The following is a 19272-nucleotide window of genomic DNA, read 5'->3' on the forward strand; positions in this document are numbered from 1 at the left end:
CTGGCAGCCGCTGGCGGCCGCTGACGGCTCGGAATTCGGTCGCCCTCCGGTGACCGCGGCTGTCAGGGTGGCCCCATGGGGCTCACTCACGACGCGCGGCTGGACCGCATCGAGGCGTACTACGACTGCGCCCCGCGCGCCGTCGCCACCGTGGAGCAGGTCGGCCCCTTCACGCTCTTCGTCGCCGACGAGGGCACGGGGTGGCAGTTCTACGCGCGCCCCCGGCTGGGCGGCGGGCACACCTTCACCCCCGATGACGTATGCCGGGTGCTCGAGCGCCAGCGCGAGCTGACCGTGCCGCTCGCCATCGAGTGGGTCGAGCAGGTGACGCCGTCGCTCCTGCCGGCGGTGCGCGGCGCCGGTCACGAGCCGCACCGCTACCCGCTGCTCGTCATGCCCGCGGACGTGGCGGTCGCCCCGGACCCGCGAGCCCGCCCGCTCGAGCCGGCCGAGCCGCACCTGTCGCTCGCCCTCGGGTCGGTGTCGGCAGGGTTCAGCGAGCGCGACGAGGTCGAGCCCAAGGACCCGGGTCGGCACCCGGAGATGATGGAGCGCGGCGACCTCGTGGTCGTGGCCTCGTTCGAGGGCAACCGTCTCTGCGGGGCCGGGTCGGCTGCCCCCCGCGGCGACGTGGCCGAGCTCATGGGCATCGCCGTGCCCCCGGGACACCGCGGGCGCGGTCACGGCACGGCGATCACGAGCAGCCTCGTCGCTGCGGCCCGTGAGCGGGGTGTCGAGGTCGTCTTCCTCTCGGCCGGGTCCGACGCGGCGGCCTCGATCTACCGACGGGTCGGCTTCGTCGACCTCGGCACCGCCTGCGTCCTCGGCATCGACGACTGAGCCCAGCACCCTGGTGCGGGTGTGCCGTCCTGCGGTTGGTGCCGGTGTGCGCGGGTCAACGGGCGCGGACGAGCGCGTCCGCGAGGTAGGGCCGCAGCCCCTCTGCCCAGCGCGCGCACGTCGCCGGCATCGTCGGCAGGGCGGGCGAGGCGGGCTGTGTCGACCGCGAGACGAACGCCATCGCGACGGCGGACGCGAGCGCGAGCAGGTCTGCCGGGTCATGGTCACGCAGCACCGGGTCGGCTGCTGCGCGGTCGGCGGTCGAGATCTCGCTCCCCGTCATGGAGCAGTCGAGCGCGAGCAGCGCATGGTCCATCCAGGGCGCGCCGCGGCGCGCCTGACCCCAGTCGACGAGCACGGTGCGGTCGGGGGTCAGGACGACGTTGTCGGCGCGGATGTCCCAGTGGACGACGGCGTCGCCCGCGATGAGGTCGGCCGCGCGCTCCGCGTGTGCCGCCAGCGCGTCGTGGTGCGCCGCCCACCACGGGTCGACGAGGTCGAGCCGACCGGCGAGCTCGCGCCATCGCGTGAGGAAGATCGGCGACGACTCCCGGGCTGCGGGCAGCCCCTCCAGCTGCACCTCGTCGAGCACCGGTCGCAGTGCGGCCAGAGCCTCCCCGAAGCGGAGGAGGTCGGCCGTGCGCCACGGAGCGGGTGGCGGCGCGCCCGGCAGGTCCTCGATGAGCAGCACGACCCAGTCGCCATCGTCGTGCACGTCGAGCAGCCTCGGCAGGCTGGGGTGCTCGGGCAGCGCGGCGAGAACCCGGCCCTCGTCACGCAACAGGCCCGGGGTGTCGGGGTGGAGGTCGACACCGCACCCCTTGACGAAGGCTCGGGCGCCCGTGGCCGCCCGAACTCGTGCCGCGGGCCCCGGCGACATGCCGCCGACACAGTCGACGACGTCGACAACCGCACCGCCGAGCCGGCTCTCGACCCACCGTCGCACGCGAACCGGCACCTGCACGTAGGGGATTCGCACACCCACCGCATGACCGTTCATCTGCCGAGCATGCCGACCGGGGCCGGTCAGCTCAACCCGATTGCCCGCGGGCGCTGCTCGACGTCAGACCTTGGCGGGTCGGAAGCCGGCTGCCTCGGCGTCGCTCATCGTGGCAAAGCACTGCTCCGGGTTGGTGACCTTGTAGTAGCGGTCGCCCGGCTCGTGGGCGATCATCGAGCTCTCGTTGCCCTTGACCGGCAGGCTCCGCGGGCACGGGTGCTGGTCGCCCGCCAGCGGCCAGGCACCGGCCGATCCGGCCAACGAGCCGCCTGACGTTCCACCGGTCGAGCCGCCCGTGCCGGGTTGCGCGCACGCGGCCCTCGGGCTCGCAGCGTCCGCCCTGACGTATGCCGTCTCGCGGGCGTGCCTGCCGTAGCCGTCGCGCGAGTCGTAGCGGGCCACCGCGAACCCCTGCTTGATCTGGCGCAGCCCCGCATCGACCCCATTGACGTCGACGTAGCGCAGCAGCCGCCCGTAGCGGTCGACGTCGTCACGGGCGCCGGCCGTGAGGGTCACGCGCTGGCCGCCGATGATGCCGCGCAGGTTGCGGGTCGACTCGGTGAAGCCGCACTGGCCCGTCTCCGGGGTGTCGATGCCGACGAGCCGGACCTTCTGCGAGACGCCGTCGCGTGACACCCAGATCGTGTCGCCGTCGACGACCTTCGTCACCGCCCAGGTGCGGGCGGCTGCGGCCTTCTTGTCGGCCGCAGCCTTCTTGGCCTTCGCGTCAGCCGCCTTCGCCGCAGCAGCCTCAGTGGCGTCGGCGGCCTTGGCCTCGGCGTCCGCTCGGGCAGCCGCAGCCGCAGCCGCAGCGGCCTCGGCCTCGCGCGCAGCCGCATCACCGTCACTCGTCGGCCCGCCCGAGGACGACGATGCGGCGCCTCCCGCATCCACCCAGACCGTCGTGCTGGCCGGCGAGGACGCTGCCCCGGCAGGGCCGTCACCCTGAGCCGTTGCGACGGTGCCCGCGAGGACGAGGCCGGCCACGGCGATGAGGACGGCGTTCGTCGTGGCCTTTCGGGACGGCATACGGCTCCTCGTCGGGCGGTGCGCCGGCGGGCGCGTCAAGGCGCGTCGGCACCTCCCGGCAGCGTAGGTGGCGACACTATGTCGCATGGCCACTTTCGCGAGCATCGACGACTACGTCGCGTCCTTCCCCGACGGGCCGCGCCAGATCCTCGAGCGGGTCCGCGACGCGATGCGCCGCGGGGCGCCGGGGTCGGAGGAGAAGATCCGCTACGGCATGCCCGCGCTCATGTTTCGCGACCGCTACGGCCTGCACTTCGCCGGGTGGAAGAAGCACGTCGGGCTCTACCCCGTCGCCGTCCTCGAGGGCGAGCTCGAGCAGCAGCTCGCGCCATTCCGCGCGACCAAGGACACGGTGCAGTTCTTCTATGCCGAGCCCGTGCCCTACGACCTCATCGAGCGGGTCACCCGTGAGCTCGCGTCACGCCACGCCGAGTGATCCGTCGCGCGGCGCGGCCGCGTTCGTGACACCACCCACGGTCGGCGTCACCAGGGGAGCGCGCCGTCCGTATGCCGCCTGGCGGGCGAAGTCGAGGGCGACCTGGGCCGCCTTGCGCCGGCTCGGCATGAACCGCAGGAAGAAGGTCAGGCGCAGGACCCACGCGACCCACCCGGTGAACGGGATCCCGTAGAGCTCGGAGATCGAGCGACCGAGGCCGAAGGAGGCCGCCTGGCCGAGGCCGCGGTATGCGAACGGCCGGGTCGCGCGGCCACGGATCGTCCGCGCGAGGTTGCGACCGACGTGCTCGCCGCCCTTGATGGCCCACAGGGCGTTGGCCGGCACGGGCTCGCCCCTGCTCGGTTGCACGACGCACGCGGCGTCGCCGGCCGCCCACACGCCGTCGACGACCGAGAGGTCCGGGCGCGTCACGAGCCTCCCGCGCGGGTCGCGGTGCGCATCGAGCCCGGGCACCTGCACCGCGCGCTGCCCGATCGTGCCGATGACGGTGCTCACGGGCAGGTGCGTCCCGTCGGAGAGGTATGCCGCGTGCTCGGTCACCGCGGCGAGACGCACTCCCAGCCGGACCCGCACGCCGAGGCGGGCGAGCTCCTGCTCGGCGCGTGCGGCCAGGCGGGGCTGGGTCTCGCGCAGCTCGGGAAGGATCGTGTCGCCCGAGTGGACGAGCTCGACGCGGACCCGCGGACCGCCGAGGTCGGCGACGGCGGCTGCCATCTCGACACCGGCCATGCCTCCGCCTGCGACGAGGACGGTGTGACGGCGCAGGCCCCGATGACCCGCAGCTTCGCGGACGCGTTCGGCGAGGACGGCGATGTCTCCGGGAGCCCGAAGGGTGAAGCCGTGCTCGGCGAGGCCGGGCACCGTGGCTGCCGGCTCCCGGCCCCCGGTGCCGACGACGAGCTCGTCGTAGTCGACGACTCGCTCTTTGGAACCGCTGGACTCGCTGGGCCGGCTGGCCTCGCCCAGCTTGTCGGCGAGGGTGTAGCGGACGATCCGGAGCTCGGCGTCGACGGCCGTCGCGCGGCCGAGCACGACGTGGGCATGCGGCATCGCCTCGACGAGAGGCGTGCGCGTCCGGTCGTAGGGGAGCAGCCCCGCGAGGACCTCGCCGGTGAAGCCGTGGAAGCTGTGGGCGTCGTCGGTGCTGATGACGACGATCTGGACCTCGCCCCGACGGACGGCGCGGCCGGCGTGGCGCATGAGGCCGGCATACGCGTGGAGGGTGACGTAGCCGCCCCCGAGGAGGACGACGCGGTGCTCTGCCGCCGGCAGGCGGGTGGCCATCACGCCACCGCCAGCGCGCGGGTCGGGAGGTCGACGGGTCGGCCGAAGCTGGTCGGCTCCGCGGCGTGGAAGCCGAGGTGCGCGAGGCCGCGGGCCAGGTGACGCGTCTCGTCGACGAGCTCGAGCGACGGGTTGCCGATGGAGAAGTGGCCGCGGTGACCCGAGAGCGCGAGGAGGGCGGTCTCGGCGAAGCACGCGTAGGCGCGGCCGTCGGGCAGGCCGATGTTGCCGCCGACGAGACGCAGGCTCGGGATCTCGACGACGCCACCGTCGATGACGAGCACGTCGGGCCGGGCTGCGAGCAGGTCGGGTGAGGTGTTGCGCGGCTGGGTCGCGTCGAGCACGACGGCACCCTCGCGCAGGTGCTGCGGCTGGAGCAGGGCGTCGGCCGAGGCCGTGAGCAGGATGACGAGGTCGGCGCCGGAGACGGCATCGATCGATGTGGCGGCGACGGTGGGCACGCGCCGCCCGACCTCGGCCGCGAGCGCCTCGAGGCGCCCAGCCGATCGGGCCACGACCGTGAGCCGGCCGGCGGCGCGGTCGCGGGCGAGCAGGCGGGTCACGGCAGACCCGACGCTGCCGGTCGCGCCGACGACGGCGACGTGGGCGCCGCCCAGCCGCCCGAGGTGCTCGAGGAGCCGGCGCGCCTGGTCGTCGACGATGGCTGCGGTGAAGGCGTTGCCGTTCGTCACGCCGATGTCGGTGCGGCCGCGCAGTGAGACGCCTCCACCGGTGACCGTGGCGGTCAGTGCGCCGAGTCCGACTGTGCCGCAACCGAGTCCGCGAGCCTTGTCGACCGCACGGTGCACCCGGTCCCGGCCCTCCCCGGGCTGTGCGAGCAGGTGGCGGGCGCCGTAGGGGACGAGCACGACGTGCCCGACCTGCGACCCGCCGATGTGGATGGCGGCCATGGCGACCGGCGGCACGGGCAGCCGGCGGAGCGCCGTGTCGTAGGCCCGTTCGGGAACGCGACCGAGCGGCGACCAGACCCGGGCCAGGTCCTCACTGAGCCTGGCGCGCGGGTGGACGGTGAAGGCGAACCTGCCCGGGCCCGAGGCCGCCGACGGCGTGGTCGGAGTGTTGTCACCGGCGGTCCGGGTGCTGGTGTGCGTGCGCATGCGGTGCTCCTCTGGGGTCTGCTGCCGGTGGTCGACGGCCCGCCAGCCCGTGGGGACTGGCCGTGCGATCTGCGTGGGCGGCGCCGTTGCAGGAGCGGAGGAGCGTGCGGGGGTGGTGATACGCCGCGGACCGCGCGGCACGGCATACGGCAGCGGAAATGGGTAGGCGTACCCAGCGCTCGTGGGAGCGAGTGCGTCAGCTCAGCCGGACCGGAGCGGTCGGTAGACGAGCCAGAGCGCCCCGCCGGGTGTCGGGGTGGCGGTGTGCAGGGTGAGTCGCTGAAGGTCCTTCGCCCGCTCGAAGAGGCGCCGCCCCTCGGGGTCGACCAGGGGCGCGACCGCGAGGTGGAGCTCGTCGACGAGCCCCTCGGCGAGCAGGGACTGCGCAAGCGTGATGCTGCCGTGCACGCCGATGTCCTTGCCGGGCAGGGCCTTGAGGTCGCGCACGATGTCGGGGAGCGGACCTGAGACCGCCTCGGCGTCACCCCACTGCGTCGTGAGCGGGGTCGACGTGACGACGTACTTCCTCGCGCCGTTGATGAAGTCGGCGAAGGGCTGGACGTCTGATATCGGCCAGTAGCGCGACCACTCGTCATACATGTGGCGCCCGAGCAGCACGGCGTCCTGCCTCTCGATGAGCTCGGTCTCGCGGGCGATGAGCTCGTCGTCGAAGGTCGGCGGCTGCGGTCGGTCGGGGTCGACGTCGGGCGGGAAGAGCCGCGTCGGATCGTCCACGGCGCCGTCGATCGAGGTGATGGTGTAGACGACGATCTTGCGCACGGTCGACTCCTGTCGGTGGGTCAGAGTGGGTCAGGTTGGCCAGGTGGCTCGCTGGCTCGGTGGTCAGGGCGCCGCGGGGCCGCTGAGCTCGAGGCCGAGCCAGGCGGTGAGATCGCGCAGCTCGCGGTGGACCCCGGCCGTGATGGCCTTGGTGAAGCGGACGTCCTCGTGGATCGCGTTCACGACGAGGGTGCCGGCCTTGCGGTCGGCCTGGGCGTCGAGCTTCCCGACGAGCCGGTCGTGGTGGAGGATCGGCAGCGCGAAGTAGCCCCAGCGACGTTGGGCCTTGGGCTTGTACATCTCGAGGATGTACTCGAACCCCCAGAGCTGTTCGGCGCGCACGCGGTCGTGGATGAGCCGGTCGAACGGCGAGAGCAGCGCCGTGCGCCCCGAGAAGGTGCCCGGCACGTCGAGGTATGCCGGGTGGACCCGCCAGGTGCCCGGCACCCCCTCGACCTCGGCAGGCTCCCCGGCGTCGCCGGCGAACGGGGCCTCACCCGGCATGACGGTGCCGGTGGCGCGGGCGATGCCGAGGGCAGCGAGGCGTCGCTCGTTGCGGTGCGCGAGGGCCTCCTCGAGGTGAGCCTCGGCAGGTCGGGCGGATACACGCGCTCCGGCAGGTCGAAGTAGCGCTGGCGCCCCTTGCGTCCGGCGATGGCGGCCTCACCGCGGAGGACGAGCGCCTCGAGCATCTTGGTGATGTTGCGGTTGTTGGTCCATCCGGTCGACGGCCACGGGACGACGCTCGTGTCGGGGATGTCGCGCGACAGGAGCGGCCCGTCGGCCTCGAGCTTCGCGAGGATGTCGCGCCGGAAGGAGTCGTTGTCGGCGAGCCACCTCGCCATGAAGGGGTAGGGCTCGGACTCGCGCACCTCCGCGATGACGGCCGGCACGTCGTGCGGGCTGCGGATGTAGGCGACGGTCTCGACGAGGGTGCGGTCGCGCTCGATCGCAGCAGTGAGGTCAGCGGGGTCGTAGGTCTTGCCGAGCCGGCTCCACAACACGAGGTCGGCGCTCGGCGCGATGGCAGCGGTCGGGTCGATCTGCAGGAAGGTCAGCCGCTCGACGGTCGCGACGAGGTCAGTCGGGCGCGGCCGGTCGAGCAGCTGCGCGTGCACCGCGATGCGGCGCGCGTCCAGGGCCGTGAGCTGGTGGACCACCATGCCCGAGACGCTAGCCGAGCACGGGGACAGGGTGGCTGATGAGCGACCGCCCATCGCGGGCGACGGCCCGTCCGCTGGGTCAGGCCCGGTCGCGACCTGACGCTGCCGCCCGGCCCCCGGCCCCCGTCCCCGAGCCCGAGACGGAGTCCGGGCACGAGCGCTGGGACGCGGGCGGCGTACGCGTCGTACTCGGCCCCGAAGGTGCGGCGGAGATCGCGCTCTTCGAACGTGATCCCGACGGCGACGTAGCCGGTGGCCGCGATGGCGAAGAGCAGGTGCGGCGCGCTCATCAGCGGGGTGGCCCAGAAGGCGAGCACCAGACCGGTCATCAGCGGGTGGCGCACGATCGCGTGCAGCCCGCCGACCTGCAGCGCCGACGACGTGTCTGCGCCCGGTCCCGCAGGGGAGCCCCACCCGGCCTGCCGCAGCCCAATGAGGTCAAGGTGGTCGACGGCGAAGGTCGCCGCGACCGCGAGCACCCAACCCGCCGCGCACAGCAACCACAGGGCGTATGCCGCCACGCCCTCGACGTGCCAGACGAGCCCGTCCCACGGTTGCCACAGCGCCAGCAGGAGGGCGAGGCAGACGTTCGTGGCGAGCACGTAGGTGGTGCGCTCGAGCTCGGCCGGGACCCGACGCCGGAGCCAGGCCTTCACCGGGCGGCGGGCCATGACCGAGTGCTGGACGGCGAAGAGCAGCAGGAGCGCGAGGTCGACGGCGACGGCCCCGCCGGTGCTCGTGCGAGCCGGCCCGTCGACCGTGCGGGGGAGGAGCACCCCGGCGAGGAAGACCATCGTCCATGCGGTGATGGCGACGAAGCCGCACCAGGCGGCGGCGGAGACGGCGAGGAACACGATGCGTCGGGTCATCCCCTCATGGTGTCCACGCACGATCCGCAGCACAGCCGTGGAACTACCGCACTTCTACGGGGTCCGGGCGACGTACCACGCGGCCACCTGCGCGCGTGAGCTGAAGCCGAGACGGAGCCGGATCCGCTCGAGGTGCGACTCGGCGGAGCGCTCGGTGATGCCCAGCCGGTCGGCGATCTGGCGGTTCGTCAGGCCCTCGGCGACCAGAGCCGCGACCTCCGCCTGGCGGGCCGTCAGCCCGGTCGGCACGGCCCGGCGCAGCGCCGGCAGGCCGAGGAAGCGCCGCACCTGCTCAACCACCGACTGCGCGTCGCCGATGGCGGGCAGGTGCGAGCGGCCCTCCAGCTCGACGAGCTCGGCGCCCGGGATTGCTTCTGCGAGAGCGCGACCCCCAGCGACGGGCGCCGCCCGGTCGCCACGCCGGTGCAGCACGAGGGTCGGCGCCCGCACCTGCCCGAGCAGTGGCGAGACGTCGAGCTCGTAGGCGAGCCGCAGCAGCGCGACAGCCGTCTCGGCCGAGGACGCGGCGCGCTGGTAGCGAGCGAGGGTCCGCCTCGTGCCGGCATCCGCATCGGGGGCGAAGACCTCGGTGAGCAGGTCGGACCCGAGACCCCAGTGCGTGGCCAGCAGGCCGAGCACGTGCTGCCGGCTGTCGTCGTCGCCGATGGCCGTCCCGACGGGCCAGCCGCCGTAGAGCACGAGCCGCGACACGGTGCCGGGCCGCTCGGCGGCCCACTGCGCGGCCGTCGCCGCGCCCAGCGACCAGCCGAGCAGGTCGAAGCGCTCGGCGCCGACCGCCTGGGTGACGGCGGCGATCGTCGCGACCTCGAGGTCCATGGTGCGGGGGCCGTCGTAGGCGTCGGAGAGGCCACAGCCCGGGCGGTCGTAGCGCACCAGCGTGCGCCCCGACGACAGCGCCTCGTGGAACATCCGCTCGGCCGGGATGGCCCACCCCATTTCGAGGTGGCTCAGCCATCCGGGCGCGACGACGAGGAGCGGACCGCTGCCCGTGACGGCATACGCGACCCTCGTCCCGTCCGTCAGGGACGCCATCCCCAGGCGCTGCGCAGCCACGCTCTCCAGTGAACCGCACGGCCGGGTCGGGTGGGTTGCGGGCGGCCTCAGCCGGCCGTGTTCGGCAGCCTCAGGCCGTCGCGCTCGTCGTCCCACGCGGCCGCGCTGATGCGCCACCCGCCGGTCGTGCGGACGAGCTGGATCGTCTTCATGCCGCGCCCGGTGAACGGCTCGCCGTCCTGCGCGCCTGCCTTGGCGTAGCTGCCGAACCAGTGCGCGATGTCGCCGAAGACCTCGATGCGCCCCTCGACCGGCCACTCGCGGAAGTCGGTGAGCGACCCTCCCGTCAGCAGCGCCTCCCGCGGTGCGATGAACTCCTCGACCCCCATGACCGCCGGCTCCAGGCCGCACGTGCGCACGATGACGGCCTGCGGGAGCAGCAGCCCACGCAGCCGGTCCATCCGCTCCGCGCAGCCAGGCCCCGACGCGAACGCGCCGAAGAACGCCTTGACCATCCCCTCGATCGCCGCCTGGTCGGTCGTCTCGTCGGCAGTCCCGTCCGTGGTCACGGCCACACGCTAGCCGCGGCACCTGCTCGACGTCGTATGCCGTGTGCCCGGGTCAGGCGCACAGGGCACTGTCACGCTGAGCCGGAGAAATCTCGAGACGCGTGTCGAAGACCTTCACCGTCGGTCGACGTACGGGTACGAAGGACACCACAGCAACCAGGAGGAGTGATCGACATGCCGCGTTTCATGGGTTTCGTGAGGATGCAAGAGGGGATCGGCACCCCGCCGCAGTCGCTCTTCGACGCGATGGACGTCTACATCGGTGAGCGTGCCGCAGCAGGGGTCTTCGTTGACGGGGGCGGTCTCTACGGGACGGAGGACGCCGTGAACTTCGTCGTCAGCGGGGGCGAGGTCACCCAGCACGACGGGCCGTTCGCCGAGTCCAAGGAGGTCATCGGAGGCTGGTCGCTCCTGCAGTACGACTCCCTCGAGGACGCTGTCGCCGACCAGCGGAAGTTCGCCGAGCTGCATGCCGAGCACTGGCCCGAGGTCACCGTGATCTCGACGCTGCGCCAGATCTCGGACGGTCCCGAGGCGCCCGGCGACTGAGGGCGAGCCACGACCTGGCAGGCCGAGACGGTCTGCCGGGTCGGCCGTCAGCCGAACCGGGCGCTCGCTGCCCGCCGGACGATGAGCGCCGTGTGCAGCCGTGCGCGACCACGGCCGGTGGTCACGTCGAAGCCGAGATGCGTCGGCAGGTCGGCGAGCCGGGCCTGCAGCGTCGAGTGGTGCAGGCCGGCAGCGCGAGCCACAGCCCGCACGCTCTCGGCGTCGGCGAGCGACTCCAGCGCCTCGACCGACCAGCCGTGCTCGACGGCCCGCTCGACACCCGCCACGTCGGCCGGTGGGGACGACGCGTGGTCGGCGGCCTCGACGGCCTGCGCCAGCAGACCGAGGTCCGCCACGCGCACCCACGGCTCACGGCCCGTGGTCACGCGCAGCGCGAGCAGGGCCTCCGACCATGACCGGGGCAGGTGGTCGACCGTGACCGTCGAGCCGACCCCGACCCGCGTCGTCGGCGCGCCGCCTGACGCGGGCTCTCCGGCCGTACCTCCGGCCACATCTCTGGGCCCGGCCTCGCCGCGCACCAGGCTTGCCGTCACGAGGCCGTATGGCGTCGCCATCCGCGCCGAGGCCAGCGCGGCCCGCGGGGTGGTGGGTGTCGATGCGCCGCCCGTGGCGACGACGGTGAGCAGGGTGCGCGGCTCGAGCCCGAGACGCGCCGCGGCCCGGTCGCGGTCGGTGGGAGCCGAGCCCGTGTCGAGGAGCACCTCGAGCGACTGCCGCGCGACGGCGTCACCGGCCGTGCTCGCGCCGCTGACCATGACCGAGTGCGCGAGACGCTCGAGGACCATCGCGTCGTTGGCGTGGGCCGCCGCGGTGCGCTCGAGCCAGACGACGACACCGTCACCGCACTCGCGCTGGGGCCAACCGGGCGAATCGCCAGACGTGGCAGGGCCGCTCGGTTCTCCTGGGTATCCCGCGTCCGGCAGCCGAGCGCCCGACGGGTCGATGCGGAGCGTCCTGCCGCCGCGCCGCAGCCCGGCGACGGCGCCCGACAGCAGCGCCGCCCCGCGGACCATCGTCTCGACTCCGACACGGCCCTCGACGAGGTGGTCGAAGTACGTGATGACCTTCAGCGTCTCGCTGGCTTCCGGGTCGAGGGAGGTCAGCCGACCGACGAGCTCCTGCACCTGGCGTCCTCGGGGGTGGGGGGTCGTCCCATCGTAGGCGCGCACGCGTTTCGGTGGGCCCCGAGAAGGTCAGCGACCCACGGAGCCCGCCGGACGGCATACGTGATCAGGCGTCGCCCGCCACGTGCCCGAGGATGCGGTCGAGCCAGCTCTGCTGGGCCTCCACGGAGATGCGCGCGAGGGTGGCGGCGCCACCCATCATCTGGAAGCCGTGGAAGCCGCCGGGCCACACGTGCAGCTCGGCGACGCCGCCGTCGGCCCAGATCTGTGTCGCGTAGGCGACGTCCTCGTCGCGGAAGACCTCGGCGGAGCCCACGTCGATGAAGGCCGGCGGCAGGCCCGACAGGTCGGTGGCGCGAGACGGAGAGGCGTAGATCGACACGTCGTCCGTGCCGCGCCGGTCTCCGAGGTAGGCGTCCCAGCCGGTGTCGTTGGAGCCGCGGTCCCAGATGCCCATGCCGACGTACTGGTGCGAGCTGACGGTGACGTTGCGGTCGTCGATCATCGGGCACATGAGCAGCTGGCCGATGAGAGCCGGCCCGCCGCGGTCGCGGCAGAGCAGGGCGACCCCGGCCGACAGCCCACCACCCGCGCTGCCACCGGCGACGACGACGCGGCCGGCGTCGAAGCCGAGGGTGTCGCCCTGGGTGACGAACCACTGGAGCGCCGCGTAGCAGTCCTCGAGCGGCACGGGGTCGGGGTGCTCGGGCGCGAGGCGGTACTCGACGCTGGCGACGACGGCGTCGTAGCGCTCGACCCACTCGACGCACGCGTCGGCGCCGGTGAAGCGGTCGCCGATGATCATGCCGCCGCCGTGGATGTGGAAGATCGCCGGGCCACCCGCGGTGTGGTCGGTGCGGCGGAAGACCGACACGACGATCTCGGCGTCCTCGTAGCCCGGCACGGTGAACTCGTCGTGCGTGACCGCCCGGCCCTCGAGGACCTGCTCGAGGGGGACGGCGAGCGGGGCCTCCCGCATGAGCGGGATCATCTCGGGCGTCAGCGTCGGGGGCAGCTGCTCGCCGATGACGGAGAGGACGGCGGCGAGCTCGGGGTCGTAGGGCGGGCGGCGAAGCGTGTCGGACGTCGTCACGGGGTCCTCCTGGGTCAGGGCCACCTCGTCGTGGCCTGCAGCCATGATCGTCCGCCGGCTGGGCCCGCTCCACCGCCGCGACGACGCGAAGTGGCCGGCGGGACCCGCCGCGTGGCCAGTCTGGTGCCCCGCGGTGGACGGCTGACACAGTGGGCGGATGGCTGGTGAGGCGCCGCTGCTCGGCTTCGGTCTGCCCGTCTCGGGGGCGTGGGCGACCCCCGAGACGATGCGTCGCGTCGCCCGCCGCGCCGAGGAGCTCGGGTATGCGTCGCTCTGGACCTTCCAGCGCGTCCTCTGGCCCGCCGACGGCAGTCTCGGACCCGCGCACCGCTCGGTGCTCGACCCCGTCGTCGCGCTCGCGCACGTCGCCGGGCACACCGAGCGCATCGGGCTCGGCACCGCGACGATCTGCGCGCCGTTCACCGCACCGGCCCTGCTCGCCAAGACGATGGCCTCGCTCGACGTCGTCACGGGTGGTCGCCTGACGGTGGGGCTCGGCATCGGCTGGCTGCCGCAGGAGTATGCCGCCGCGGGCGTCCCGCTCGAACGGCGCGGTGCGCGGATGGAGGAGTACCTCCGCTGCCTGCACGCGCTCTGGACGCAGGACCCCGTCGAGTTCGCGGGGGAGTTCTACACCGTGCCGCGCTCGCACCTCGGGCCGCTGCCGGTGCAGCAGCCGCACCCTCCCGTGCTGCTCGGTGGGACGGCCGACGCGGCGCTGCGTCGGGCAGGTCGTCTGGCGCAGGGCTGGATCGGGTCGAGCTCGCACGACCTCGCCGGGATCGGCCGCGACATCGAGACGGTGCGCGACGGAGCGCGGTCGGTCGGGCGCGACCCGTCGGCCCTGCGCTTCCTCGTGCGGGTCGTCGTCGACCTGCGGGACGTCGCTGCGGGGCCGGGGCGCCGGCCCTTCCAAGGCAGCTCCGGTCAGGTGCGTGACGACCTGCGCGCGCTGGCGGCGCAGGGCGTCACAGAGGTCTTCGTCGACCTCAACCTCTCACCGCGGGTCGTCGGGGCGGGCGTCGACGTGGCCGAGGCCACGGCCTACGCAGACCGGGTGCTGGACGAGCTCGCCCCAGTGGCAGGCGAATCCGTGTAGCGCGGGTGTGGCGCTGGTGCAGCGCTGGTGCAGCGCTGGTGTAACGACGGGGCGATCGGCGGTCTAGCTCGCGGCCCACCCGGTGACCTCGACGACGCGCAGCACGTGGACGCGGTCGAAGGGCCGGTCGCGATACTGCGCGTAACGCTCCTCCAGCAGTGCGCCGAGCCCCTCCTCCAGCTCGGCGCCCGGATCGGGCTCCCACTGCAGCGAGGCCCGCACCCACCACAGCCGCGACCAGTCGTCGCGGTCCCACTGCTCGACGAGCAGCGTTGCGCGCGAGTCGGACTCGAGGTTGCGCTCGCGCTGGAGCCGGCTCGACGACTTCGGCTTGACGCGGTCGACGGGGATGCCGACGAAGCCGTCGCCGTCGATGGCGAAGACGCACGGCACGGCGTCGACCCCGCGCGTGGCGTGCACGGTGCAGAGGATGCCGTGGTCGGCGGCGACGAGGCGGGCCATCGCCGCGTCGGGGGCGAGCCTCATCGTCGGACCACGCGGGGTCGGGAGGTGGCTGCCATGTGGTCCTCGATCGTGCCGGGGGTGACCCCACCCAGCGTAGGCGGCCACCCGGGGCGCGGACGTCGCTCGCGGCATACCGGATGGGGTGGCGTCGACCTACGATGAGCACGTCCCGCGGTGCTCACGTGGCCGCGGCCTCGCCGTCAGCGTCGACGCTTGGGAGGTCTCATGAACCCGGCCGTGTGGGTGGAGCGCCACGGGCGCCGTCGGCGGGACGAGCCCGCGATCGCCGAGGGCGAGCGTGTGCACGCGACGTGGGGCGCCTGGGCGGCGCGGACCGCGAGCCTCGCCGGTGGGTTGCTGGGGGAGCTCGGGCTCGCGCCCGGCGACCGCGTCGCCATCGTCATGCGCAACCGGCCGGCATACCTCGAGGCGATGTATGCCGTGTGGCACGCCGGGCTGGTCGCCGTGCCTGTCAACGCGCGGCTGCACCCGCACGAGTTCGCCTACATCCTGGGCCACAGCCGGACGAGCGTCGTGCTGACCGACGAGGAGCACGCCGAGGACCTCGCGCCGCTCGTCGAGAGCGTCGAGACACTGCGCGAGGTGGTCGTCGCGCCGGGGGACCGGTGGGAGCGGATCGCTTCTGCTGCAACGGTTCCCGTCGCCGACCTCAGCACGGACAGTCCGGCCTGGCTCTTCTACACGAGCGGAACCACCGGTCGCCCCAAGGGGGCGACGCTGACCGCGGGCAACCTGCTCATGGCGTCGCTCAGCTACTTCGCCGACATCGACGCCGTCGCTCCTCAGGACGCGATCCTGCACGCCGCACCGCTGTCGCACGGGTCGGGGCTCTACGGGCTGCCGCACGTGGCGCGCGGCGCGACGAGCGTGCTGCCGGAGTCCGGGGGCGTCGACCCGGCGGAGCTGGCGGCGCTGCTCGGGCGGTGGCCGGGCACGTCGTTCTTCGCGGCGCCCACGATGATCAAGCGGCTCGCGGCGGACCCGGTCGTCGCGGAGGCGGCGCGCACGCACCTCAAGACGGTGATCTACGGCGGCGCGCCGATGTATCTCACGGACCTCGAGGACGCACTCGATGCCTTTGGTCCCAAGCTCGCCCAGATCTACGGGCAGGGTGAGACGCCGATGACGATCACGGCGCTGTCGAAGGCCGACCATGCCGAGCGCGACCACCCGCGGTGGCGAGAACGACTGCAGAGCGTGGGCTTCCCGCGCACCGACGTCGAGGTGCGGGTCGTGGACGGTGACGACAGGTCAGTCGAACCCGGCGAGGTCGGGGAGGTCGTCGTGCGTGGTGCCGTCGTGATGGCCGGCTACTGGGACGCGCCCGAGGCGACGGCCGAGACGCTGCGCGGTGGGTGGCTGCACACCGGCGACATGGGCAGCTTCGACGACGAGGGCTACCTGACGCTGCGCGACCGTGCGAAGGACCTCATCATCAGCGGCGGGATGAACATCTACCCGCGCGAGGTCGAGGAGGCGCTGCTCCACCACCCGGGCGTGCGGGCCGCGGCCGTCGTCGGGCGGGCGGACGAGGAGTGGGGGGAGTCGGTCGTCGCCTTCGTCGTGCCGATGGACGAGGACGCGCCACCGCCTGCCGAGGAGCTCGACCGCACGTGCCTCGAGCGCATCGCGCGCTACAAGCGGCCCAAGGACTACCGGATCGTCGAGGCGCTGCCGACGAACAACTACGGCAAAGTGCTCAAACGGGAGCTGCGCGAGCAGCTGTCGGTGACGTCGGCCGGGGAGGAGCGGGGCCAGGGCGCCTGAGGCCCATTCACACGAGCCGCCCGCCGGGTTACATTCAGCGCACCGGTTCGGCACGCGTACGTGCACCAACCCGAGGCGTGATCGGCCGCTCCATCCATGACAACGGCGTCAGGAGGCAGTCCCTTCATGAAACTCGCTCTCTACCTGCCCAACTTCCGCGACAAGGTGACGGTCAAGGAGCTCGAGGACCTCACGGCGCTCGCCGAGGACCTCGACTTCGACTCGGTGTGGACCCTCGACCGCATCGTCGTCCCGGAGGCCTCCGACCGCGGCGAGCTGCAGTACTCGTTCGGCATGATGGCCGAGTTCCCCAAGCAGCTGCCGGTGTCGTCACGCGGCGAGTGGCTGCAGGGATGGCCGCTCATCCCGTGGCTTGCAGCCAAGACGTCGAAGGTCCGCATCGGCATGAGCATCATCGACACCCCTTACCGGTCGCCGGGGGTGCTGGCCGCCGAGCTCGCGACCGTCGACCAGCTGTCGGGTGGGCGGCTCAACGTCGGCGTCGGATCCGGTTGGATGCCAGAGGAGTTCGCGGCGGCGAGCGCGACGGACATCTTCCCGCGGCGGCACACGCACGTGCGCGAGACGATCGAGATCATGCAGGGCATCTGGACCAACGACCTCTTCGAGTACCACGGCGAGTTCGCCGACTTCGACCGGTGCGGCTTCGGCGCGAAGCCGGTGCAGAAGCCGCACCCGCCCATCTACTTCAGCGGCCTGCGCGACCCGAAGCGCTCGGCCCTGCGCATCTCGAAGTACAACCTCGCCGGCTGGATCGGCATCCAGGACCACTGGGACGAGCTGGCGGGCTGGCAGAAGGCGATCAAGGAGGAGCTCGACAAGCTCGACCAGGCCGACGCGCTCGCGCCGCTCGACCTGTGCTCGATGTACTGGTTCGTCATCACCGACGAGCCGAGCGACCAGACCTTCGCCGGCAAGGGCAGCAACATCCTCATCGGCACCAAGCAGCAGATCACCGACAACCTCAAGCGGCTGCGTGACGTCGGCCTGACGATGCCGCTCATCTGGCCGCCCTTCACCGACGTGCCGGTGTCCAAGACGCTCGACGACCTCAAGGTGCTCAAGGAGGAGATCCTGCCTGCGGTCGAGGCCGGCTGACGGGGCGGTCGGCGGGCGGTCGGCGGCGCGGGCGGCGGCGCGGCATACGGCAGGGCGACCTCCACGGTCACGGTCGCGGATAGGGTTGCCCCATGGCTGGTCAGGTGCAGTCGCCCTTCTGGGTCAAGGTCATCGCCACGTTCACCGGGTGTGCGTCGATCGGGGCCCTCGTCGGGCTCCTCGGCGGGGCGCTCACGCAGAACGTCGAGCGGGGGCTGGCCGTCGGCGTCGTCGGAGGCCTCCTCGTCGCACTCGCGCTCGTGGTGCTCAAGCCGGAGCGCATCCGCGGGGAGTGACGGGCGCGAGCAGCCCGCTTTCGGGAGCGTTGTCGGTGCCCTCGAGATAATGAGGTACATGGCCTACGACCACGAGCTTGCCGACAGGATCCGCGAGATCGTTCTCGGCGAGGAGAACCTCACCGAGCAGCGCATGTTCGGGGGTCTGGCGTTCCTCGTCAACGGCAACATGGCGGTCGCCGCCAGCGGCGAGGGTGGTCTCCTCGTTCGCGTGGACCCTGCAACGGCCGACGAGTGGATCGACCAGGACGGCGTGACGCCGATGGTGATGCGCGGGCGCGAGATGCGTGGCTGGCTGCGCGTCCGCGCCGGCCTCGACGCGGAGGGGCTCGACGAGTGGGTCTGGCGGGGCGTGACCTACGCGCGCTCGCTGCCGCCCAAGCGCCCGTAGGGAGTGGGTCAGCCTCGGTCAGCGGGGAGACCGGTCAGCCGCGCCTCGGCCCGCTGTCGCCCGAGGGCAGGGGCGAGCTCAGCCCCTCAGGCGACGGAGCGAGACGGCCAGACCTCCCAGCAGGACGAGAGCGGCCAGCAGTGCCGCCGCGGCGCTGAGGTCGATGTCCTGCTCGGCGACGGTGACATGCTTCGGCAGGTCGGCCAGCACCTTCGTCAGGCCTTGGGCATCCGTCGCAGCGAAGTACTCGCCGCCGGTCCGCTGGGCGACGCCCTTGAGGGCGGCCTCGTCGACGACGAGGAAGTTGCGGCCGCCCATCGTGCCGCCCCCGAAGCCGGAGAGGTCGCGTGCCCGAGGCTGGAAGCCGCCGTACTGGTCGCGTGTGCACGCCATCTGCGTGGGGTTCTTCGTGCCGAAGCCGATCGGGTAGATACGGACCCCGCGGGCAGCAGCCTGGTCAGCGGCCTCGCCCGGCGTCACGCCGCGCGTGTTCGCGCCGTCGGTCAGCAGCACGACGATCTCGGGCGCGACGCCGACCTTTCCCGCCGTCGCTCCACTGCCGGGCCCGGTCCCACCAGTCGGTGTGGGCGTGGGCGACGGTTCGCCCACGCCGGGCCCGTCGGTCGTCGGCTCGTCCACCGCATCCGCCGGGGCGACGTTCGGGTCCAGCTCCGCGATCGCGTCGATCGACCGCAGGATCGCCGCCCCGATCGTCGTCCCGCGGCCCGTCGTCACCGCGTCGAGCGCCGCGAGCAGCTCCTCACGGTCGACCGTCGGTGCGACCGCCAGCTGCGCGAACCCGGAGAAGACGACGAGCCCGACCTTCGTCTGGTCGTCCTGACCCTGCACGAACGACCGCACCGCCGCCTGCGCTGCCGCGAGCCGGTTGGGCACCACGTCCGTCGCGCACATCGATCCCGACACGTCGAGCGCCACGATGACCGTCGAGCTCGACGTCGGAACCTCGGCCCGCACCGTGGGCCGCGCACTCGCCAGCCCCAGCAGACCCAGGGCGCACAGCACCAGCGCCACCGGCACGTGCCGTCGCCACGAGGCCGACCCCGCACCGGCCGCCCGCAGCAGTGCGACGTTCGAGAAGCGCACGGCCTGCCGCCGACGACGACGGAGCTGCCACACGTACACCCCGAGCAGCACCGGCACGCACAGCAACGTCACGAGCAGCAGCGGCACACCGAACGACACG

Annotated in this window: 20 protein-coding genes and 1 pseudogene; 8 read left to right on the forward strand and 13 right to left on the reverse strand. The window is 72.9% G+C overall.

Going from position 1 to position 19272, the window contains the following annotated elements; all coding sequences use genetic code 11:
• The first annotated feature begins 75 nt into the window (after window positions 1-75).
• A complete protein-coding gene (locus FHX52_RS11510) occupies window positions 76-840 on the forward strand; it encodes a GNAT family N-acetyltransferase (RefSeq protein WP_141822242.1) in 765 nt (254 codons plus the stop codon).
• A 55-nt stretch (window positions 841-895) separates the two neighbouring features.
• On the opposite strand, the gene FHX52_RS11515 is transcribed toward FHX52_RS11510, so the two are convergent.
• A complete protein-coding gene (locus FHX52_RS11515; protein ID WP_141822243.1) occupies window positions 896-1840 on the reverse strand; it encodes a phosphotransferase family protein in 945 nt (314 codons plus the stop codon).
• Between the two features lie 63 nt (window positions 1841-1903).
• Window positions 1904-2869, reverse strand: a complete 966-nt coding sequence (locus tag FHX52_RS11520; RefSeq protein ID WP_141822244.1) for a thermonuclease family protein — start codon at window positions 2867-2869, stop codon at window positions 1904-1906.
• An 85-nt stretch (window positions 2870-2954) separates the two neighbouring features.
• On the opposite strand from FHX52_RS11520, the gene FHX52_RS11525 reads away from it, so the two are divergent.
• Entirely contained in the window at window positions 2955-3305 is a 351-nt protein-coding gene (locus tag FHX52_RS11525) for an iron chaperone (RefSeq protein ID WP_141822245.1), read from the forward strand.
• Here the strand turns inward: FHX52_RS11525 and FHX52_RS11530 are convergent.
• The 7 genes and pseudogenes from FHX52_RS11530 to FHX52_RS11560 form a co-directional block, all read right to left on the reverse strand.
• On the reverse strand, window positions 3288-4610 hold the full coding sequence (locus FHX52_RS11530; protein ID WP_141822246.1) for an NAD(P)/FAD-dependent oxidoreductase: 1323 nt from the start codon (window positions 4608-4610) through the stop codon (window positions 3288-3290). The genes FHX52_RS11525 and FHX52_RS11530 overlap by 18 nt on opposite strands.
• Window positions 4610-5728, reverse strand: coding sequence for a saccharopine dehydrogenase NADP-binding domain-containing protein (locus FHX52_RS11535; RefSeq protein WP_141822247.1), 1119 nt, complete (start codon window positions 5726-5728; stop codon window positions 4610-4612). The genes FHX52_RS11530 and FHX52_RS11535 overlap by 1 nt, the downstream gene beginning before the upstream one ends.
• 201 nt (window positions 5729-5929) lie before the next feature.
• Window positions 5930-6508: a dihydrofolate reductase family protein gene (locus FHX52_RS11540; RefSeq protein WP_185747252.1), complete on the reverse strand. Its 579-nt coding sequence runs from the start codon at window positions 6506-6508 to the stop codon at window positions 5930-5932.
• 63 nt (window positions 6509-6571) lie between these two features.
• Window positions 6572-7069: pseudogene (locus FHX52_RS24670) on the reverse strand (DNA glycosylase AlkZ-like family protein); the annotation flags it as partial.
• Window positions 7070-7562: 493 nt separating this feature from the next.
• Window positions 7563-8540: a methyltransferase family protein gene (locus FHX52_RS11550; protein WP_246069936.1), complete on the reverse strand. Its 978-nt coding sequence runs from the start codon at window positions 8538-8540 to the stop codon at window positions 7563-7565.
• A gap of 54 nt (window positions 8541-8594) precedes the next feature.
• Complete coding sequence (locus FHX52_RS11555) at window positions 8595-9614, reverse strand: alpha/beta fold hydrolase (RefSeq protein ID WP_221630581.1); 1020 nt, start codon at window positions 9612-9614, stop codon at window positions 8595-8597.
• Window positions 9615-9661: 47 nt separating this feature from the next.
• Window positions 9662-10123: a Cif family virulence factor gene (locus tag FHX52_RS11560; protein ID WP_141822249.1), complete on the reverse strand. Its 462-nt coding sequence runs from the start codon at window positions 10121-10123 to the stop codon at window positions 9662-9664.
• Between the two features lie 201 nt (window positions 10124-10324).
• Between FHX52_RS11560 and FHX52_RS11565 the strand changes: the two genes are divergently transcribed.
• A complete protein-coding gene (locus tag FHX52_RS11565) occupies window positions 10325-10672 on the forward strand; it encodes a YciI family protein (RefSeq protein WP_246070123.1) in 348 nt (115 codons plus the stop codon).
• A 47-nt stretch (window positions 10673-10719) separates the two neighbouring features.
• On the opposite strand, the gene FHX52_RS11570 is transcribed toward FHX52_RS11565, so the two are convergent.
• Together FHX52_RS11570 and FHX52_RS11575 are read right to left on the reverse strand one after the other, a co-directional pair.
• Window positions 10720-11817, reverse strand: a complete 1098-nt coding sequence (locus FHX52_RS11570; RefSeq protein ID WP_141822251.1) for a helix-turn-helix domain-containing protein — start codon at window positions 11815-11817, stop codon at window positions 10720-10722.
• 106 nt (window positions 11818-11923) lie between these two features.
• On the reverse strand, window positions 11924-12955 hold the full coding sequence (locus tag FHX52_RS11575) for an alpha/beta hydrolase (RefSeq protein WP_141822252.1): 1032 nt from the start codon (window positions 12953-12955) through the stop codon (window positions 11924-11926).
• 112 nt (window positions 12956-13067) lie between these two features.
• Between FHX52_RS11575 and FHX52_RS11580 the strand changes: the two genes are divergently transcribed.
• Window positions 13068-14009, forward strand: coding sequence for a TIGR03619 family F420-dependent LLM class oxidoreductase (locus FHX52_RS11580; RefSeq protein ID WP_141822253.1), 942 nt, complete (start codon window positions 13068-13070; stop codon window positions 14007-14009).
• Between the two features lie 63 nt (window positions 14010-14072).
• On the opposite strand, the gene FHX52_RS11585 is transcribed toward FHX52_RS11580, so the two are convergent.
• Window positions 14073-14495: a PNPOx family protein gene (locus FHX52_RS11585; protein WP_141822254.1), complete on the reverse strand. Its 423-nt coding sequence runs from the start codon at window positions 14493-14495 to the stop codon at window positions 14073-14075.
• A gap of 204 nt (window positions 14496-14699) precedes the next feature.
• Between FHX52_RS11585 and FHX52_RS11590 the strand changes: the two genes are divergently transcribed.
• The 4 genes from FHX52_RS11590 to FHX52_RS11605 all read left to right on the forward strand — a co-directional run bounded on the left by FHX52_RS11590 (window position 14700) and on the right by FHX52_RS11605 (window position 18068).
• Window positions 14700-16262, forward strand: coding sequence for an AMP-binding protein (locus tag FHX52_RS11590; protein ID WP_141822255.1), 1563 nt, complete (start codon window positions 14700-14702; stop codon window positions 16260-16262).
• 126 nt (window positions 16263-16388) lie between these two features.
• A complete protein-coding gene (locus FHX52_RS11595) occupies window positions 16389-17381 on the forward strand; it encodes an LLM class flavin-dependent oxidoreductase (RefSeq protein ID WP_141822256.1) in 993 nt (330 codons plus the stop codon).
• 92 nt (window positions 17382-17473) lie between these two features.
• A complete protein-coding gene (locus FHX52_RS11600; protein WP_141822257.1) occupies window positions 17474-17677 on the forward strand; it encodes a hypothetical protein in 204 nt (67 codons plus the stop codon).
• A gap of 58 nt (window positions 17678-17735) precedes the next feature.
• Window positions 17736-18068, forward strand: a complete 333-nt coding sequence (locus tag FHX52_RS11605) for a TfoX/Sxy family protein (protein WP_141822258.1) — start codon at window positions 17736-17738, stop codon at window positions 18066-18068.
• A gap of 78 nt (window positions 18069-18146) precedes the next feature.
• Here the strand turns inward: FHX52_RS11605 and FHX52_RS11610 are convergent, their stop codons facing one another.
• Window positions 18147-19271, reverse strand: a complete 1125-nt coding sequence (locus FHX52_RS11610; RefSeq protein WP_141822259.1) for a VWA domain-containing protein — start codon at window positions 19269-19271, stop codon at window positions 18147-18149.
• Window position 19272: the final 1 nt, after the last annotated feature.

The organism is Humibacillus xanthopallidus, from assembly GCF_006717145.1.
Classification (GTDB): Bacteria; Actinomycetota; Actinomycetes; order Actinomycetales; family Dermatophilaceae; genus Humibacillus; species Humibacillus xanthopallidus.

What these genes read in the sequence shown, in the direction of transcription:
- FHX52_RS11520 (WP_141822244.1), bottom strand. Translation starts at nt 2,869, where the DNA reads ATGCCGTCCCGAAAGGCCACGACGAACGCCGTCCTCATCGCCGTGGCC.
- FHX52_RS11580 (WP_141822253.1), top strand. Translation starts at nt 13,068, where the DNA reads ATGGCTGGTGAGGCGCCGCTGCTCGGCTTCGGTCTGCCCGTCTCGGGG.
- FHX52_RS11585 (WP_141822254.1), bottom strand. Translation starts at nt 14,495, where the DNA reads ATGAGGCTCGCCCCCGACGCGGCGATGGCCCGCCTCGTCGCCGCCGAC.
- FHX52_RS11530 (WP_141822246.1), bottom strand. Translation starts at nt 4,610, where the DNA reads ATGGCCACCCGCCTGCCGGCGGCAGAGCACCGCGTCGTCCTCCTCGGG.
- FHX52_RS11605 (WP_141822258.1), top strand. Translation starts at nt 17,736, where the DNA reads ATGGCCTACGACCACGAGCTTGCCGACAGGATCCGCGAGATCGTTCTC.
- FHX52_RS11565 (WP_246070123.1), top strand. Translation starts at nt 10,325, where the DNA reads ATGCAAGAGGGGATCGGCACCCCGCCGCAGTCGCTCTTCGACGCGATG.
- FHX52_RS11575 (WP_141822252.1), bottom strand. Translation starts at nt 12,955, where the DNA reads ATGGCTGCAGGCCACGACGAGGTGGCCCTGACCCAGGAGGACCCCGTG.
- FHX52_RS11515 (WP_141822243.1), bottom strand. Translation starts at nt 1,840, where the DNA reads ATGAACGGTCATGCGGTGGGTGTGCGAATCCCCTACGTGCAGGTGCCG.
- FHX52_RS11600 (WP_141822257.1), top strand. Translation starts at nt 17,474, where the DNA reads ATGGCTGGTCAGGTGCAGTCGCCCTTCTGGGTCAAGGTCATCGCCACG.
- FHX52_RS11535 (WP_141822247.1), bottom strand. Translation starts at nt 5,728, where the DNA reads ATGCGCACGCACACCAGCACCCGGACCGCCGGTGACAACACTCCGACC.
- FHX52_RS11590 (WP_141822255.1), top strand. Translation starts at nt 14,700, where the DNA reads ATGAACCCGGCCGTGTGGGTGGAGCGCCACGGGCGCCGTCGGCGGGAC.
- FHX52_RS11525 (WP_141822245.1), top strand. Translation starts at nt 2,955, where the DNA reads ATGGCCACTTTCGCGAGCATCGACGACTACGTCGCGTCCTTCCCCGAC.
- FHX52_RS11595 (WP_141822256.1), top strand. Translation starts at nt 16,389, where the DNA reads ATGAAACTCGCTCTCTACCTGCCCAACTTCCGCGACAAGGTGACGGTC.
- FHX52_RS11510 (WP_141822242.1), top strand. Translation starts at nt 76, where the DNA reads ATGGGGCTCACTCACGACGCGCGGCTGGACCGCATCGAGGCGTACTAC.
- FHX52_RS11550 (WP_246069936.1), bottom strand. Translation starts at nt 8,540, where the DNA reads ATGACCCGACGCATCGTGTTCCTCGCCGTCTCCGCCGCCGCCTGGTGC.